Raw genomic sequence first — 16082 nt, 5'->3', positions numbered from 1 at the left:
CCCGTCCGAACGGTCCGGCAGGGCATGCCGTGGCCGTTCTTTACGCTGGAGACGCGCCTCGTCAGCCGTCTCGAATTCAAAAAAGAATGGAGTAGCAAAATGCCCAAGATGAAGACGAAGTCGTCTGCCAAGAAGCGGTTCAAGATCACCGCGACAGGCAAGGTCGTTGCAGCTGCCGCCGGCAAGCGCCACGGCATGATCAAGCGTACCAACAAGTTCATTCGCGACGCGCGCGGAACCATGGTTCTGGCCGAAGCCGATGGCAAGAAAGTCATCAAGAACTACCTGCCGAACGGTCTCTGAGACTTTTAAGGCACTTTGGATACGTTAAGGAGATCATGACATGGCACGTGTAAAACGCGGCGTTACCTCGCACGCCAAGCACAAGAAGACGCTCAAGGCAGCCAAGGGCTTCTACGGCCGCCGCAAGAACACCATCCGCGCCGCCAAGGCCGCGGTTGACCGTTCCAAGCAGTACGCCTACCGCGACCGCAAGGTGAACAAGCGCAACTTCCGCGCTCTGTGGATCCAGCGCATCAACGCCGCCGTCCGCGAATTCGGCCTGACCTACGGCCGCTTCATCGACGGTCTGAACAAGGCCGGCATCGAAGTCGACCGCAAGGTTCTGTCCGACATGGCGATCCATGAGCCGGCAGCATTCGGCGCCCTCGTCGAAGCGTCCAAGAAGGCACTCGCCTACCTCAAGGACGGCACGAAGAATGAGTTTGAAAGCGTGGTTCGTTAAGACCAGCGCTTCCCAAGCCTTTTGACCATAGAAGTTGGGAAACCCGCGCTGGCAGGGCTGGCGCGGGTTTTTCTTTGAGCCAATGGATTTGAACGATGTCCGATCTCGATACCTTGAAACAGACCCTGTTAGCGGACGTCGCGGCCGCTGGCGATGAAGCCGCCATCGAGGGCGTGCGCGTTGCCGCCCTCGGCAAGAAGGGCTCCGTCTCCGAACTGCTGAAGACGCTTGGCACCATGACGCCGGAAGAGCGCCAGACGCGCGGTGCGGCGATCAACGCGCTGAAGAACGAACTGACGGACGCGATCACCGCCCGCAAGAGCGAACTGCGCGATGCGGCGATCGCTGCCCGGCTCGCCGCCGAAACGGTCGATGTCAGCCTGCCGGTGCGCCAGTCGCCCGCCGAGCGTGGCCGCATCCACCCGATCAGCCAGATCATCGACGAGATCACCGCGATCTTCGCCGACATGGGCTTCTCCATCGCCGAAGGCCCGGATATCGAGACCGACTATTATAACTTCACCGCGCTGAACTTCCCCGAAGGCCATCCGGCGCGCGAGATGCACGATACCTTCTTCTTCCCGCCGGATCAGAACGGCGAGCGCAAGGTGCTGCGCACCCACACCTCGCCGGTGCAGGTTCGCACGATGGAAGCGCAGAAGCCGCCGATCCGCATCATCATCCCCGGGAAAACCTACCGACAGGACTCGGACGCGACCCACTCGCCGATGTTCCATCAGGTCGAGGGCCTGGTGATCGACAAAAAAGCGAACGTCGCCAACATGCGCTGGGTGCTGGAAGAGTTCTGCAAGGCCTTTTTCGAGGTCGACAGCGTCACCATGCGCTTCCGCCCGTCCTTCTTCCCCTTCACCGAGCCGTCCTTCGAGGTCGACATCCAGTGCGACCGCTCGTCCGGCCCGATCGTCAAGTTCGGTGAGGGCACAGACTGGATGGAGATCCTTGGCTGCGGCATGGTGCATCCGAACGTGCTGCGGGCCGGTGGGCTCGATCCGGACGATTACCAGGGCTTTGCCTGGGGCATGGGGCTCGACCGCATCGCCATGCTGAAATACGGCATGCCGGACCTGCGCGACTTCTTCAACGCCGATGTCCGCTGGATGAACCACTACGGCTTCCGCCCGCTCGACGTGCCGACCCTGTTCGGCGGCCTCAGTGCATAAGTCGCGCGCGTAAGGATCAGAGACATGAAATTCACACTCTCCTGGCTGAAAGAGCATCTGGAAACGGACGCCTCGCTCGAACAGATCTGCGAACGCCTGACTTCGATCGGGTTGGAAGTCGAAGAGGTCGATGACAAGGCCTCGTTCAAGCCTTTCGTGATCGCCAAGGTCGTTTCCGCCGAGCAACACCCGAACGCCGACAAGCTGCGCGTGCTGATGGTCGACACTGGTATCGGCGCGCCCGTGCAGGTCGTCTGCGGCGCTCCGAACGCGCGCGAGGGCCTCATCGGCGCCTTCGCAGCCCCCGGCACCTATGTTCCCGGCATCGACGTGACCCTCTCCGTCGGCAACATCCGTGGCGTCGAAAGCCGCGGCATGATGTGCTCGGAAAGGGAACTCGAGATGTCCGACAGTCATGACGGCATCATCGAGCTTCCGGCTGACGCGCCCGTCGGCACGAGCTTTGCGGCTTACGCCGGCCTCGACGATCCGGTCATCGAGATCAACCTGACGCCGAACCGCCCCGATTGCACCAGCATCTTCGGCATTGCCCGCGATCTGGCCGCATCCGGCCTCGGCACGCTGAAGGCGCCGAAGGCGCCGAGCTTCAGGGTTGAAGGCGAGACGCCAGTGAAGGTGGCCCTTGAGCTCGGCGAGGATACGCATCTTTGCCCCGGCTTCGCGCTCCGCCTCGTGCGCGGCGTGAAGAACGGCCCGAGCCCACGCTGGATGCAGCAGCGGCTGCTTTCGATCGGCCTGCGTCCGATCAACGCGCTGGTCGACATCACCAACTACATGACCTTCGACCAGGGCCGGCCGATGCACGTCTTCGACGCCGCAAAGGTCAACGGCAACCTGACCGTCCGCCGCGCCAAGGAAGGCGAGACGGTGCTGGCGCTCGACCAGCGCGAATACACGCTTTCGCCCGCCAACGTCGTGATTTCGGATGGCGAGGGTGTTGAGTCGATCGGCGGCGTCATGGGCGGTGAGCATTCCGGCTGCGACGAGAACACGACCGACGTGCTGATCGAGTCCGCACTCTGGGATCCGATGAACATCGCCAAGACTGGCCGCACGCTCGGCATCATCACCGATGCGCGCTACCGCTTCGAACGCGGCGTCGATCCGGAATACATGGTCCCCGGCCTTGAGCGCACCACTGAACTCGTCCTCGAACTTTGCGGTGGCATCGCAGCCTCGGCGGATGTGGTCGGCTACAAGGGTTACGAGCCGAAGAACGTCGATTTCCCGGTCTCCGAGGTCAAGCGCCTGACGGGGCTTGAAGTGTCCTCGGAAGAAGGCCGCGACATCCTGCAAAAGCTCGGCTTTGGCGTGTCCGGCTCCGGCGAACGGCTGTCGGTCTCGGTCCCCTCGTGGCGGCCGGACGTCGACGGCAAGGCAGACCTCGTCGAAGAGGTGATGCGCATCCACGGCGTCGACAACATCCACGCCGCCCCGCTCGAAAGCCATACGAGCGTCAACACCAAGATCCTCACCACGCTGCAGATCCGCTCGCGCCTGGCGAAGCGCGCGCTCGCCTCGCGCGGCATGATGGAGGCCGTCACCTGGTCCTTCATCCCGAAGGCGCAGGCCGAGCTCTTCGGTGGTGGCGCGCCGGAACTGGCGCTGTCGAACCCGATCGCTGCCGACATGTCGGACATGCGCCCCTCGCTGCTGCCGGGCCTCCTGACGGCTGCACAGCGCAATGCCGACAAGGGCTATGGGGACGTCGCGATCTTCGAGGTCTCCGGTACCTACGAAAACGACCGCCCGGAAGGCCAGCGCCGCGTTGCCGGCGGTGTGCGCCGCGGTACGGCTTCGCTGGCCGGAGCTGGCCGGCTTTGGTCGAATGCAGCTAAGGGTGGCGGCAAGCCGGTCGACGTCTTCGATGCCAAGGCCGACGCACTTGCCGTGATCGAGGCCTGCGGCCTGCCAACGGGCAATGTGCAGATCGAGCCGGGCGGTCCCGCCTGGTACCACCCCGGCCGCTCCGGCACCATCAAGATGGGCCCTAAGATCGTGCTCGGCTATTTCGGTGAGTTCCATCCGAAGACCCTGGCGACCCTCGACGTCTCCGGCGCGCTTTGCGGCTTCGAGATCTTCGTCGACGCCATGCCGGAGCCGAAGAAGAAGGCGACCCGCACCAAGCCGGCGCTGGAGCTTTCGCCCTTCCAGGCGGTCAAGCGCGACTTCGCCTTCGTGGTCGACAAGGCCGTGGAAGCCGGCGCGGTGCAGCGCGCGGCCTTCGGCGCCGATCGCAAGCTGGTGACGGCCGTCAATGTCTTCGACGTGTTCGAGGGCGCTTCGCTTGGCGAGGGCAAGAAGTCACTCGCGATCGAGGTCGTCATCCAGCCGACCGATAAGACCCTGACCGACGAGGATTTTGAGGCGCTGACGGCGAAGATCGTCGCCAATGTCGCCAAGGCGACCGGCGGAACTTTGCGCGCCTGACAAGGCGGATGCCGAATGACAACAAAACGGGGATCGGTTTTTGCCCATCCCCGTTTTCATCTGCGAGCCAGCCGTCTGGCCGCCGCGATCAGGTTCCCGCGGCGTCGAGCGCGGCCATATGGTCGACAGACAGCTGAAGGTTGGCCGACTTCACCAGGCTGTCGAGTTGGGCCAGTGTGGTGGCGCTGACGATCGGTGCGGTGACGGCCGGTTTCGCCATCAGCCAGGCAAGCGCGATCTCCGCGTGCTTCGCCCGTGTCTCGGCGCTGACCTTGTCGAGTGCGGCGAGAATTCGCAGACCATGGGCGTCGAGGTATTTCTCGATGTCTTCGCCGCGCGCCTTATCCTGGGTGTCCGCGATCGAGCGGTACTTCCCGGTGAGGAAGCCCGATGCGAGGCTGAAATAGGTTATCACCCCGATGTTTTCGCGCTGGCACAACGAAGCAAGCTGGCCCTCAAAGCCGGCGCGGTCATACAGGTTGTACTCCGGCTGCAAGACGGCGTAGCGCGGCAGGCCTGCCTTGTCCGCTGCGTCGAAGGATGCCTGCAGTTGTCCGGCATCGAAGTTGGAAGCACCAAAGGCGCGTACCTTGCCGGCCTTTACGAGCGCGGCATGTGCTTCGAGCGTCTCCTCGTAGGGCGTGTGCTCGTCCGGCCAGTGCGAAAGGTACAGGTCGATGTGATCGGTCTGCAGGCGCTTCAGCGAGGCTTCGACCTCCTGCAGGATCCATTTCTTCGACAGATCACGATGCCCCTGGCCCATGTCGGATCCGACCTTCGTGATCAGCACAACGCTGTCGCGGGAACGTCCCGACTGTTTCAGCCAGTTGCCGATGATGGTCTCGGATTCCCCGCCCTTGTTGCGGGGCACCCAGGACGAATAGACGTCCGCCGTATCGATGGCATTGAAGCCGGCGCCGGTGAAGGCGTCGAGCAACGAGAACGACGTCTTCTCATCCGCGGTCCACCCGAAGACGTTGCCGCCGAAGACGAGCGGCGCGATGTCGAGGCCGGTGCGGCCAAGCGGGCGTGTCTGCATGAGATTTCTCCAGGAATTCGTGATGTAAAAAGGGGGGGCTATCGATCAAGCATAGGGCGGCATCGTTTCGATTGCACGTATCGATTTGGTTGGTTTGCCCAGTTGCCGCCCTTGCTAGGTACGTACCTCGGGGCTAGGCTGCACCGGAATTTCAGGAGGACTCCCCATGCTGCGCTTCGGTATCCTGTCGACGGCCAAGATCGGCCGCGAACTCGTCGTGCCCGCCATCCAGGACGCGGAGAACTGCGTCGTGACAGCGATCGCCAGCCGGGACCTCTCCAAGGCGCGCGCCATGGCGGATCGCTTCTCGGTCCCGCACGCGTTCGGCTCCTATGAGGAAATGCTGGCGTCCGACCTGATCGATGCCGTCTACATTCCCTTGCCGACTTCTCAGCACGTCGAATGGACGATCAAGGCGGCCGACGCTGGCAAGCATGTGCTCTGCGAGAAACCGATTGCATTGAAAGCATCGGAGATCGACGCGCTGATTGCCGCGCGCGATCGCAACAAGGTGCTGGTGTCGGAAGCCTACATGGTCACCTACAGCCCGGTTTGGCGCAAGGTGCGCGAACTGTTGAAGGACGGCGCGATCGGCAGGCTCCGGCACGTGCAGGGGGCCTTCACCTACTTTAACCGCGATCCCGGCAACATGCGCAATATCCCGGAGCTTGGCGGCGGTGGACTGCCGGACATCGGCGTCTACCCGACGATCACCACCCGCTTCGTCACCGGCAAGGAGCCGCTTCGCGTGCAGGCGACGACCGAGCGCGACCCCGAATTCGGCACCGATATCTACTCGAGCGTACGCGCCGATTTCGGCGACTTCGAGCTCAGCTTCTACATCTCCACCCAGCTTGCCGCCCGCCAGGTCATGGTGTTCCACGGCGACAAGGGCTTCATCGAGGTCAAGTCACCTTTCAACGCCGACCGCTACGGTTCTGAGGAACTCGAACTGACCAACCAGAACCATTCCCAGTCGCAGCTGTTCCGCTTCCAGGATGCCCGGCAGTACAGGTTGGAGGCCGAGGCCTTCTCCCGGGCGGCGATAGGAGAGAAGGAAGAGATCGTGACGCTCGAAAATTCGGTGAACAACCAGAAACTCATCGACGCCATCTATCGCGCCAGCGAGAAAGACGGCTGGGAAGGCGTCTGAAGCCGCCAAATGTATCCACCCAAGCGCGCAGCAACAAAGGGCGTCGCGCGTCGAACGCGACGCTCTTAACTGTTAATGACGACCATCCCGCCGATGATCAGGAACGCCCCGACAAAATAGCGAAGGGTCAGCGTTTCCCCCAGAAAGATGCTCGCCAGCAGCGGGATGAAACAGAACGTCAGCGCCATGAACGAATAGCCGATTGTCAACGGCACGGACTTCAGGACGAAGATCCAGATGACGGTGCCGATGCCATAGATGGCAAGCGCACCGATCATAAGCGGGTTGAACAGCAAATGAACAAGTCCGCGCGGACCGAATTCGCCAGTGGTCGCACTGGTCAGTTTGAAGAGGACCTGACCCGCCGCAATAAGGAGCGGTGTTCCGAGCAAGCCGAACCAAAGGGCAGGGCCGTGGTTCTCCAGCGTCACGCTGCCTTCTCCAGTTCGATCTGCTCTCGTTCCTCGCAATAGAAAATGTCGCGTCCGATATCGACGCAGACATGCTTCTGCGGCACCGGATGGACCGCACGCAGGAAGGAATGGGTATAGGGAAAGAAATTGAAGTGCGGATTGAAGCTGTAGCGATATTCGCGCTCGCGCGGGACGACGATGATCAGGCGTTTGCGGGCTATGCGCCGTAGCTCTGCGATCGCCTTGCGATAGTCCAGAACGTGCTCGATCACGTGGGTGCAGACGATCGTGTCGAATTCGTTGTCGGAAAATGGCAGCGCCTCGATCATGGCGGCGACATATTCCACGCCGTCGAGCTTGGCGGCATCGTCGACGACGAAATCGACGCCAGTCAGACGGGTCAGGCTGGGATTGGCAGCCTGGATGTGGCTGAGAAGCGCGCCGGTCCCGCAGCCGACATCGCAGACGCTTGTTCCGTCGATTTCTTCGACGATACGTTCGATGCAGGCGGCGGAGTTGTCCGTGCCGGCGTGGACGCGGGGATGATGCCGATAGAGATCCTCGTATTCGTCTGACGAAAGGAAGGGCGCCCGCTCGCGAAAGCGCGCTAGTTTGACGATGTGGTCTCCCCAGACCAGCTTTGCGGCGGTTCGAAACAAGGCGGAGTCGCGTAGGATCGGCGGCAGCAGGTCTTCGATAACGAACCGGATGCGATTGGTCGTTTCCCTGTTCACGTGTCTTTCCTTTCGCAGCTAGGCCGCAACGTCGGGCTGCTTGGGCATGTGCCCATCAGTGTCCGCACCAGTCGAGAACTCGGTCAGCATCCATGCATTGGCCGGCAGCGTTACGTAATGCATCCGCAACTGCTCGTTTCGTGCGCGTGCGAGCGAATCAAGGATCAAGCCGGCAGAAAAGACCAGGAACGAGATCATCATCAGCGCCATCGAAAGTACCCATGTCGGCATGCGCATCACGAGACCGGTCTCGAAATACTCCGCCAGGACCGGCGCCATGAAAACAAGGCTTGCCAGCATGAAAAGGCCGCTGAATGCCCCGAAGAAGGTGAAGGGTCTCGTTTCCTTCATCAGCATGGCGAACATCCAGAGAATTTTCGCTCCGTCGCGAAATGTCGACAGCTTGGAGTGCGATCCCTCCGGGCGGCGGCCGTAGTCGAGCTCGATTTCGCAGATCGGGAGCTTCAGGCGCGAGGCATGTACAGACATTTCCGTTTCGATCTCGAAGCCAGCGGAAAGAGCCGGGAAGCTTTTGGCAAAGCGCCGGGAGAACGCGCGGTAGCCGGAGAAGATGTCGGTGAAATCGGTGCCGAAGAGCGTGCGATACAGCACATTGAATATTCGGTTGCCAAAGGCGTGGCCTTGTCTGCCGGCATCGGCATGCACGCCACGACGAGTGCCAACGACCATATCCGCCCGTTCGGACAGCAGCGTGTCGATCAGTTTCTGGGCGTCGTTTGGCGAGTAGGTCCCGTCACCGTCGGCCATGATGTAGACGTCGGCATCGATGTCCGCAAACATCCGCCGCACCACGTTGCCCTTGCCCTGACGGCGTTCGCGCACGACCGTTGCGCCGGCAAGAAGCGCGCGCAGCGCCGTGCCGTCGGTCGAATTGTTGTCGTAGACGTAAATCCGAGCTCCGGGGAGCGACGACTTGAAACCGGTGACGACGGCGCTGATCGTCTGCGCCTCGTTGTAGCAGGGCAGGAGGACTGCCAAATCCAGCGCCACTGGTGAACCTTCCGTCATAGTGGATACCGCGTGTCGCCTGAGACCGATCGTTGCGAGGTTGCAGGCGCTCCACGCCCCGCGCGCTTTACTATTTCTTGAGAAGGTTAAGGCTAGGTTTCGTCTCGGAAAATTGACAGCGGGACGGGGAGCCGGATGACGGACATGGCGTCGGGTTTGCATGCAGCGCCTGTCCGGCGTGTGCCGTCCGTGCAGGAGACGGCACGATTTCCGTTGCGCGTGATCGCGTTCTATACGCTTCTCGCGATTGTCTGCGTGCTGGTCAGTGCACTGCCCTTCGCGACCGACTATGTAGGGCCGGACAATGACGATGCGATGCGCCTGGTCGAGGTTCGCGACCTGCTCGCCGGCCAGGGCTGGTTCGACATGACGCAGTATCGGCTCGGCCTTGCAGGAGGCACGCCGATGCACTGGTCGCGCTTCATAGACCTTCCAATCGCCAATCTGATCGAGGTCTATGGTCTGGTCCTTGCGCCGGAGCAAGCCGAAGCTGTGGCCCTAGCCGTCTGGCCTTTGTTGCTGATCGGGCCGCTTCTTTTCGGGATCGGACTTGCCGGTTTTCATCTTGGTGGTCGCGTGGCGATGCATGCATCGCTCGTTTTGGCGACGATCCAGGTCATATCCATTGGTCGCTTCCACCCGGGCGCAATCGATCATCACAATGTCCAGCTGGTCCTGCTGGCAATCATCGCGGCGATGCTGGTGGATCCGTTGCACCGGGCGCGCAGCTATGCGACGGCCGGCATTCTGTGCGCGCTGGCGATCGCGATCGGTGCGGAGACAACCCCGCTGATTGCTGTCGTGTGCATAGTCGTCGCGTTTCGGTGGGCGTGGCACGGCGAGGCTTACCGTCGGGCCGCGGCCGCCTTTGGCCTGGCGTTGGCATCCATGACGACTTTCGCCTTCTTTGCCACCATTGCGCCTGCCCACTATCGCGAGGTTACCTGCGACGCTCTTTCCTATGGCTTCTATGCGCTTGCAACCTTTGGGGGATCGGCGCTCTTCCTCGTAGCGTCCCTCGCCAGCCGGTGGAGCGGAGGAATGCGGCTTTTGGCGCTTGTAGGGGCGGGGGCCGTGCTTTCAATCGCCGTGCTGGCGATCGCGCCGAACTGCCTGCGAAGCCCGCTTGCCGATCTTGATCCCATGCTGCACACCTTCTGGCTCTCCAACGTCACCGAGGCCCAGTCCGTCTTTGGTCAATGGCAATATAACCCCGTTCCAATCGGTGCTTTCTATCTTCCGGGGCTGCTTGCAATGGCCGTTTGCCTGTTCCGGATTCAACGGCGCGACAAGAGCGAAGCCCACCTGACGTTTCTGGCCTTGCTTGCGATGTCCATGATCATTTCTCTGGTCCAGGTTCGGGGGAATGTCTTCACCAACCTTTTCGCAATGCCGCCGCTCGCACTCGCGATTTCGGACCTGCGCCGCCGGGCCAATGCTGATACGAGGAACTTGAAGCGCGGATTGGGCTTTGCGGCGTTTACGCTCGCCTGCGTCCCCTCCGCCTGGGCGGTGTCGGGTTTCGCAATGACGAAGCTGGTGGGTTACAGCTCGCCTTCCGCTTCTGCGCCCGAGACGACGGCCACCTCCTGCGGCAGTCGCGAGTCGATGGTGGCGCTCGCAGCAGAGCCGGTCGGTGTAGTAGCCGCGGCGTCAGATCTTGGTGCAGAAATACTGCGCTTTACGGGGCACCGCGCCCTTTCGGCACCCTATCATCGCAATCAGGGTGGCATGCTGACGGAGTTGCACATAGGCCTTTCCGAACCGCGGCAGGCTGAAGCCTTCCTGCGTGGGGCAGGGGTCACGTTACTGGCCTTCTGCCCTACCGACAGTCAGGTGCAGATGATTGCCAAGGCTGAGCCGCAGGGACTGTATGCGCGCCTGATTGCAGGCGATGCCCCGGCCTATCTGCAACGGGTCGAAAATGGCGACTCTCAGTTGCAGGTTTATCGCGTCAGGCCCGAAGCCCAGGCTGACGCGAACTGACGGAAAACTGCGCCTCTACTGCGTCTTTCCGCTGGCCACGGACCGTCGGGACGATAAGAATGGGCCATGAGCATGTTTCCGAACCACGATTCGCCCACCAATCTTGCCGAGTACTCGGTCTCCGAGCTTTCCGGATCGATCAAGCGTACCGTCGAGCAGGCATTCGACCAGGTGCGGGTGCGCGGCGAGATCTCCGGCTATCGCGGCCCGCATTCTTCCGGCCACGCCTATTTCAGCCTGAAGGACGATCGGGCGCGGATCGACGCCGTCATCTGGAAGGGCAGTTTCTCAAAGCTGCGCTTCCGCCCCGAAGAGGGCATGGAGGTGATCGCGACCGGCAAGGTCACCACATTCCCGGGATCATCGAAGTACCAGATTGTTATCGAGACGCTGGAACCGGCCGGTGCCGGGGCGCTCATGGCGCTGCTCGAAGAACGCCGGCGCAAGCTTGCAGCGGAAGGCCTGTTCGAGGTCGGTCGAAAGCGACCACTGCCGTTCCTGCCGCACGTCATCGGCGTCGTCACTTCGCCGACAGGTGCGGTCATCCGGGATATCCTGCACCGCATTGCCGATCGTTTTCCGGTTCACGTGCTCGTCTGGCCCGTCAAGGTTCAGGGTGATGGCTCGGGCGAAGAGGTTGCCGCGGCGATCCGTGGCTTCAACGCTTTTCAAGTGGGCGGTGTGATCCCCCGCCCGGACGTGCTGATCGTGGCACGCGGCGGCGGAAGCCTGGAGGACCTCTGGAGTTTCAACGACGAGAGCGTGGTCCGTGCGGCCGCAGCCTCCCAGATCCCGCTGATCTCCGCGGTAGGGCACGAGACGGACTGGACGCTGATCGACCACGCCGCCGACCGGCGTGCCCCCACTCCGACCGGTGCAGCCGAAATGGCCGTACCGGTGAAGGCCGATCTGGAGGCAGCCGTCGCCGCACTGGCCGCGCGCTTGAAGGGAGCAGCCACTCGCCAGATGGACGCGCGCCGCCAGGGCCTGCGTGCGCTCGCCCGTGCGCTGCCGTCGCTGGACCAACTGCTGGCACTTCCGCGCCGCCGCTTCGATGAGGCGGCGTTGGGCCTCGGACGAGGCTTGCATATGAACACCGTCAACAAGCGGCGAGCATTCGAGCGCGCGGCGGCTCATCTGAGACCGGAATTGCTTGCCGGCCGTATTGCGGAGCGCCGCCAGCGGCTGACCGATGTCCTGCGCCGGGCGGAACGCGTGGTAGAGCGTCGTATTGATCAGAACCGGGCCCGGCTGGCCGCATTCGACGCGGCACTGCGAGCCACCCCCTCCCGCATCCTTGTGCGCACCGGGAGCGCGCGTGATCGCCTGAGAGGCCTCGCATTGCGTGCAGACACGGCGCTTGCCGGCGACATTGGGCGCCGCAAGGCCCTGGTCTTGGCCCAGGATCGCGTCTTGCAGTCACTATCCTACAAGAATGTGCTTAGCCGTGGCTATGCGCTCGTACGCGACGAGGAGGGGCATGCCGTCAAGCAGGCGGCCGAAGTCGCTGAAGGGACCGCCATTTCCATTACCTTTGCCGACGGCAGCGTAGATGCGGTCGCTGGTGCACGGTCGGTGCAGGATGCTCCTACGCCGGTCCAAGCCACGCCACAGAAAAGAAAAGCCACAAAGCCGCCGCCGGCTGGCCCCGATGCGTCCAAGCAGGGGTCGCTGTTTTGAGCCGCAGACGCATTCTCGTCGTTCTCGCCCACCCGCTGGAAGACAGCTTTGCCGCAGGCGTAGCGTCAGCGGTTTGCACGACGCTCGAAACGCTTGGGCATGAGGTCGACCTGCTCGATCTCTACCGCGAAGACTTCGATCCGCGGCTGAGCGACGCCGAGCGCTTGAGCTACTTCGTCGAGGGGTACGATCCAGGTTCGGCAGCCCCGCTCGTCGAGCGGCTCACGGCTGCCGACGGTCTCGTGCTGGTCTTCCCGCAGTGGTGGTTCAATTTCCCGGCGATACTGAAGGGGTTCTTTGACCGTGTTTTCGTGCCCGGTGTCGCCTTCGACAACGACCCGAAGGGCGGGCGCATCATCCCGCGCCTGTCGAACATCAAGCTGTTCTGGGCCTTCACCACCACCGGTTCGCCATGGTGGGTCGCGCGTCTCTACATGGGCGATCCCGTCCGGCGCCTCCTCAAGCGGGGGATCGCCGCATTCTGCGCCAAGGGCGTCGACTTTCGAATGGTAACGCTGCACGACATGGATCGCGCGGATGAAGCAAAGCGAAACGCTCATATCGAACGCGTGAAGGCGCTCGTCACCCGGTTTTGATCACTCACGCGATTGTCTTTGATGTGCCTGCCTTCACTCAAAGGCGGCAAGGAATTTTCGAAGCAAAGCATCCAACTCGCGCTGTTCCGCCGGGCTCAGCGCCGCTGCAAGGCGGTGCTGGTTTTCGACGTGGGCCGTCACCGCCTCATCCACCAGTGCCAACCCCTTCGAGGTCAGGCTGATCAGCACGCTGCGACCGTCTTGCGGGTTTTGCACACGCTCGACCAGGCCGGCTTTTTCCAACTGGTCGATGCGGTTTGTCATGGTGCCCGACGTTACCATGGTCGTGGCGAGGAGGTCTCCGGGCGAGAGCCGATAGGGCGCACTTGAGCGGCGCAGCGTCGCCAGCACATCAAAACTCGCACCGGAAAGGCCGTGTGCGGCGAGCACGTGCTCGATCTCGCGCGACAGATGCGCACGAACGCGACCGAAACGGCCAAGCAGCCCCATCGGGCCGACGTCAAGGTCGGGCCGTTCGCGGTTCCATTGGGCGAGAATTCTGTCGACGTGATCCATGCTGCCGACTATCGCGCAAATTATCTTGACGTCAAGGCAAAACGCATTATCTTGAAGTCAAGATAAATGAGGTTACATCATGGCCCGCTTACATGACGTGCTCCTGACGGCGATCGCACCAGCGATCTGGGGCAGCACCTACATCGTCACGACTGAATTCCTTCCGGCGGGCTATCCGCTAACGGTGTCTCTGCTGCGGGCCCTGCCGGCCGGTGTGCTTCTCCTGCTCATCGTCCGCCAGTTGCCGAAGGGGATCTGGTGGCCGCGCACGTTCCTGCTCGGTGCGCTCAACTTTTCCTTCTTCTGGGCAATGCTGTTTGTTTCCGCCTATCGCCTGCCGGGTGGCGTGGCGGCAACGGTCGGCGCCATACAGCCGTTGATCGTGATCGGGCTGTCACGGCTCGTCATGGGTACGCCCATCCGTGTGTTTTCGGTTGTAGCCGGGGTTGCCGGCATAGGCGGCGTCGCCCTGCTCGTCCTCACCCCCAGCGCGAGCCTCGACCTGATCGGGATCATCGCCGGCCTGGCAGGCGCTGTTTCCATGGCGTTCGGAACCGTACTGTCGCGGCACTGGGAACCGCCGGTCTCGCCACTGACGTTCACGGCATGGCAACTGACCGCCGGCGGTATCCTCCTGATCCCGGTGGTCCTTCTGGTCGAGCCGCCATTGCCGCCGCTCGCCCCGGCCAACCTCCTCGGTCTTCTCTATCTCGGGGTCATCGGCGCGGCCTTCACTTACATTCTCTGGTTTCGCGGTCTTTCCCGGCTTGGGCCGTCCGCCGTCGCGCCGCTTGGGTTTCTCAGCCCGCTTGTGGCGGTGGGGCTTGGCTGGAGCGTCCTGGACCAGAGCCTGACTGCTTTGCAGATCGCCGGCATGGTCGTGGTTCTGGCAAGCGTCTGGTTGAGCCAATTGGCGCAGGCACCGCGGCGAAGTGTGCAATTGCAGACCCGGCGTCCTTTGCCTATTTTCGGGTCATGGACAAAGCCGAAGGCGCCCGCCGCTCCCAATTCGAACAGATCCGCAGCCGGGCGACCGAAGAGATGGCCCGGATCGGCGTGACCGCCTCGTTCATCCCAGTGCTCGTCGATACCTTTTATGGCCGCGTGCGGACCCATCCCGAACTCGGCCCCGTGTTCGATGCGCGGCTTTCGGGTCGGTGGTCAGAGCATATGGAGCGGATGAAGCGCTTCTGGTCCGCCGTAGCTTTCAAGGACGGCGGATATGAAGGCAAGCCGGTGATGGCGCACCAGGGCGTCGCCAACCTCAACCCGCCGCTGTTCCAGGTGTGGCTCGGGCTGTTTTCCGCGACCTTGGACGACATTGCCCCGTCACAGGAGGCCAAGGATTGGTTCATGGCGACAGCGGAGCGGATCGCACGCAGCCTGGTGCTGTCGTTGTTCTACAATCCGGCGGATGACGACCCGGCCGCGACGAAGGCCTGAACGCCTCGACTGCGTCCTAGGTAGCCGTCGGTTTCGCACCGATGGTGACGCCGGCGCTTGCGGCAACAACAAGCGCAGTCCCCAGCATCTGCAGTGGCGTCATCGGCTGGTGCAGGATCAGGAAGCCGGCAAGCGCGCCGATTGCGGGCTCCAGGCTCATCAAAATGCCGAACGCGGCGATCGGCATGCGCCTGAGTGCTATCATCTCCAGCGCATAGGGCAGCAGCGGCACGAGGATCGCCAAGCCCAGCATCGTCGACAGCACTGCCGGTGACATCATATTCGGTATCTGCAGCAGTCCAACGGGAGCGCACGCGATGGCTGCGACCAGCAGCGATATCGCCAGTCCTTCCAGTCCGGGGAAAAGCTTGCCGGACCGTTTCATGAGGACGATGTAGCAACCCCAGCCGACGCCTGCGCCAGCGGCGAGCAAAAGTCCGGCCGTGTCGATGGTCCAGCTCTCGCCATTGTGGCAGAGGAGCACGACCCCGGCGAGTGCCGCAACCGGCCAGACCAGCCGCCAGCCAACCAGACCAAAGCTAGCAACGGCCAACGGTCCGAGGAATTCGATGGCTACAGTCAGGCCCAGTGGGATGCGCGCGATCGCGCCGTAGAAACAGACCGTCATGGCCGCCATGGTGATACCAAGGAGGATCGCGCTTTTCCATTGCGCGCGGCTGTAGGAACGGATCGGTGGGCGCAGCACCGCCATCAGGATCAGCGCGGCGAACAGAAGGCGCAGGAAGCTGGTGGCGAACGGGCCGTAGGCGGCGATCAAATCGGCCGATAGAGCCGATCCGATCTGCACGCTCGACATCGAAAGCAGGCAGAACAAAACACCGCTCAGCAAGGCAGTGCGGTCGGACGGCAAACCGCGCACCGCATTGCCAATTTCTCCGGGACTGTTCGTCGCCACTCTTTGATCCATCGCAGTTCCTCCCGGAGGTACTTCTACCCCAAGAGGCTGCTGTTCTTCAAATTGATAGTGGTGAGCTCAATATTCAGTCAAACTGATGGATGGTGCCAATGCACCCCGGTCGCTGCGCGTACGGCTGTCGCGCCGTGAGGATAAGGGACGCTCTGGGAGAGGCGTGGATGAGTGGTGCCCATTGGTTT

At 62.5% G+C, this 16082-nt stretch carries 16 protein-coding genes; 10 read left to right on the top strand and 6 right to left on the bottom strand.

Annotated features, from left to right (window positions below; genetic code table 11):
- Positions 1-99: 99 nt before the first annotated feature.
- From rpmI to pheT, 4 genes are all read left to right on the top strand, one after another.
- The gene (gene rpmI / locus IB238_RS17250; RefSeq protein ID WP_108001508.1) at positions 100-303 is read left to right on the top strand and encodes a 50S ribosomal protein L35; all 204 of its coding nucleotides are present in this window, start codon (positions 100-102) and stop codon (positions 301-303) included.
- A 40-nt stretch (positions 304-343) separates the two neighbouring features.
- Positions 344-745 (top strand): 50S ribosomal protein L20, encoded by a 402-nt coding sequence (rplT, locus tag IB238_RS17245; RefSeq protein WP_192249534.1) that lies wholly within the window; start codon positions 344-346, stop codon positions 743-745.
- Positions 746-840: 95 nt separating this feature from the next.
- A complete protein-coding gene (pheS, locus tag IB238_RS17240; protein WP_192249531.1) occupies positions 841-1926 on the top strand; it encodes a phenylalanine--tRNA ligase subunit alpha in 1086 nt (361 codons plus the stop codon).
- Positions 1927-1950: 24 nt separating this feature from the next.
- Positions 1951-4377, top strand: coding sequence for a phenylalanine--tRNA ligase subunit beta (pheT, locus tag IB238_RS17235; RefSeq protein ID WP_192249528.1), 2427 nt, complete (start codon positions 1951-1953; stop codon positions 4375-4377).
- Between the two features lie 88 nt (positions 4378-4465).
- Here the strand turns inward: pheT and IB238_RS17230 are convergent, their stop codons facing one another.
- Positions 4466-5416 (bottom strand): aldo/keto reductase, encoded by a 951-nt coding sequence (locus IB238_RS17230; protein WP_192249525.1) that lies wholly within the window; start codon positions 5414-5416, stop codon positions 4466-4468.
- A gap of 166 nt (positions 5417-5582) precedes the next feature.
- On the opposite strand from IB238_RS17230, the gene IB238_RS17225 reads away from it, so the two are divergent.
- Positions 5583-6569, top strand: a complete 987-nt coding sequence (locus IB238_RS17225; protein WP_192249522.1) for a Gfo/Idh/MocA family oxidoreductase — start codon at positions 5583-5585, stop codon at positions 6567-6569.
- Between the two features lie 65 nt (positions 6570-6634).
- Here IB238_RS17225 and IB238_RS17220 read toward each other — a convergent pair whose 3' ends face one another.
- The 3 genes from IB238_RS17220 to IB238_RS17210 are packed head-to-tail and all read right to left on the bottom strand — an operon-like array spanning position 6635 to position 8745.
- The gene (locus IB238_RS17220; RefSeq protein WP_348648259.1) at positions 6635-7000 is read right to left on the bottom strand and encodes a transporter; all 366 of its coding nucleotides are present in this window, start codon (positions 6998-7000) and stop codon (positions 6635-6637) included.
- The gene (locus IB238_RS17215) at positions 6997-7716 is read right to left on the bottom strand and encodes a class I SAM-dependent methyltransferase (protein WP_192249519.1); all 720 of its coding nucleotides are present in this window, start codon (positions 7714-7716) and stop codon (positions 6997-6999) included. The genes IB238_RS17220 and IB238_RS17215 overlap by 4 nt, the downstream gene beginning before the upstream one ends.
- Positions 7717-7734: 18 nt before the next feature.
- Positions 7735-8745 (bottom strand): glycosyltransferase, encoded by a 1011-nt coding sequence (locus IB238_RS17210; RefSeq protein WP_192249515.1) that lies wholly within the window; start codon positions 8743-8745, stop codon positions 7735-7737.
- A gap of 144 nt (positions 8746-8889) precedes the next feature.
- On the opposite strand from IB238_RS17210, the gene IB238_RS17205 reads away from it, so the two are divergent.
- From IB238_RS17205 to IB238_RS17195, 3 genes are all read left to right on the top strand, one after another.
- Complete coding sequence (locus IB238_RS17205) at positions 8890-10731, top strand: hypothetical protein (protein ID WP_246723692.1); 1842 nt, start codon at positions 8890-8892, stop codon at positions 10729-10731.
- Positions 10732-10797: 66 nt separating this feature from the next.
- Positions 10798-12411: an exodeoxyribonuclease VII large subunit gene (gene xseA, locus IB238_RS17200; protein WP_192249509.1), complete on the top strand. Its 1614-nt coding sequence runs from the start codon at positions 10798-10800 to the stop codon at positions 12409-12411.
- Positions 12408-13007 (top strand): NAD(P)H-dependent oxidoreductase, encoded by a 600-nt coding sequence (locus tag IB238_RS17195; protein WP_192249506.1) that lies wholly within the window; start codon positions 12408-12410, stop codon positions 13005-13007. Before xseA ends, IB238_RS17195 begins: the two co-directional genes overlap by 4 nt.
- 33 nt (positions 13008-13040) lie before the next feature.
- On the opposite strand, the gene IB238_RS17190 is transcribed toward IB238_RS17195, so the two are convergent.
- The gene (locus IB238_RS17190) at positions 13041-13535 is read right to left on the bottom strand and encodes a MarR family transcriptional regulator (RefSeq protein ID WP_192249756.1); all 495 of its coding nucleotides are present in this window, start codon (positions 13533-13535) and stop codon (positions 13041-13043) included.
- A 67-nt stretch (positions 13536-13602) separates the two neighbouring features.
- Here IB238_RS17190 and IB238_RS17185 point away from each other — a divergent pair, with 67 nt between their 5' ends.
- The gene (locus tag IB238_RS17185; protein ID WP_192249502.1) at positions 13603-14583 is read left to right on the top strand and encodes an EamA family transporter; all 981 of its coding nucleotides are present in this window, start codon (positions 13603-13605) and stop codon (positions 14581-14583) included.
- Entirely contained in the window at positions 14499-14966 is a 468-nt protein-coding gene (locus IB238_RS17180) for a truncated hemoglobin (protein WP_192249499.1), read from the top strand. The genes IB238_RS17185 and IB238_RS17180 overlap by 85 nt, the downstream gene beginning before the upstream one ends.
- Positions 14967-14982: 16 nt before the next feature.
- Here IB238_RS17180 and IB238_RS17175 read toward each other — a convergent pair whose 3' ends face one another.
- On the bottom strand, positions 14983-15894 hold the full coding sequence (locus IB238_RS17175; RefSeq protein WP_192249496.1) for an EamA family transporter: 912 nt from the start codon (positions 15892-15894) through the stop codon (positions 14983-14985).
- Positions 15895-16082: the final 188 nt, after the last annotated feature.

This window comes from Rhizobium sp. ARZ01 (genome assembly GCF_014851675.1).
Classification (GTDB): domain Bacteria; phylum Pseudomonadota; class Alphaproteobacteria; order Rhizobiales; family Rhizobiaceae; genus Mycoplana.
The sequence above is the reverse complement of the archived record's forward strand: the minus strand, read 5'-3'. Positions and strand labels throughout refer to the sequence as shown.

Coding starts and splice junctions, on each gene's coding strand:
- rpmI (WP_108001508.1), top strand. CDS start 100: ATGCCCAAGATGAAGACGAAGTCGTCTGCCAAGAAGCGGTTCAAGATC.
- rplT (WP_192249534.1), top strand. CDS start 344: ATGGCACGTGTAAAACGCGGCGTTACCTCGCACGCCAAGCACAAGAAG.
- pheS (WP_192249531.1), top strand. CDS start 841: ATGTCCGATCTCGATACCTTGAAACAGACCCTGTTAGCGGACGTCGCG.
- pheT (WP_192249528.1), top strand. CDS start 1,951: ATGAAATTCACACTCTCCTGGCTGAAAGAGCATCTGGAAACGGACGCC.
- IB238_RS17230 (WP_192249525.1), bottom strand. CDS start 5,416: ATGCAGACACGCCCGCTTGGCCGCACCGGCCTCGACATCGCGCCGCTC.
- IB238_RS17225 (WP_192249522.1), top strand. CDS start 5,583: ATGCTGCGCTTCGGTATCCTGTCGACGGCCAAGATCGGCCGCGAACTC.
- IB238_RS17210 (WP_192249515.1), bottom strand. CDS start 8,745: ATGACGGAAGGTTCACCAGTGGCGCTGGATTTGGCAGTCCTCCTGCCC.
- IB238_RS17205 (WP_246723692.1), top strand. CDS start 8,890: ATGGCGTCGGGTTTGCATGCAGCGCCTGTCCGGCGTGTGCCGTCCGTG.
- xseA (WP_192249509.1), top strand. CDS start 10,798: ATGAGCATGTTTCCGAACCACGATTCGCCCACCAATCTTGCCGAGTAC.
- IB238_RS17185 (WP_192249502.1), top strand. CDS start 13,603: ATGGCCCGCTTACATGACGTGCTCCTGACGGCGATCGCACCAGCGATC.
- IB238_RS17180 (WP_192249499.1), top strand. CDS start 14,499: ATGGACAAAGCCGAAGGCGCCCGCCGCTCCCAATTCGAACAGATCCGC.
- IB238_RS17175 (WP_192249496.1), bottom strand. CDS start 15,894: ATGGATCAAAGAGTGGCGACGAACAGTCCCGGAGAAATTGGCAATGCG.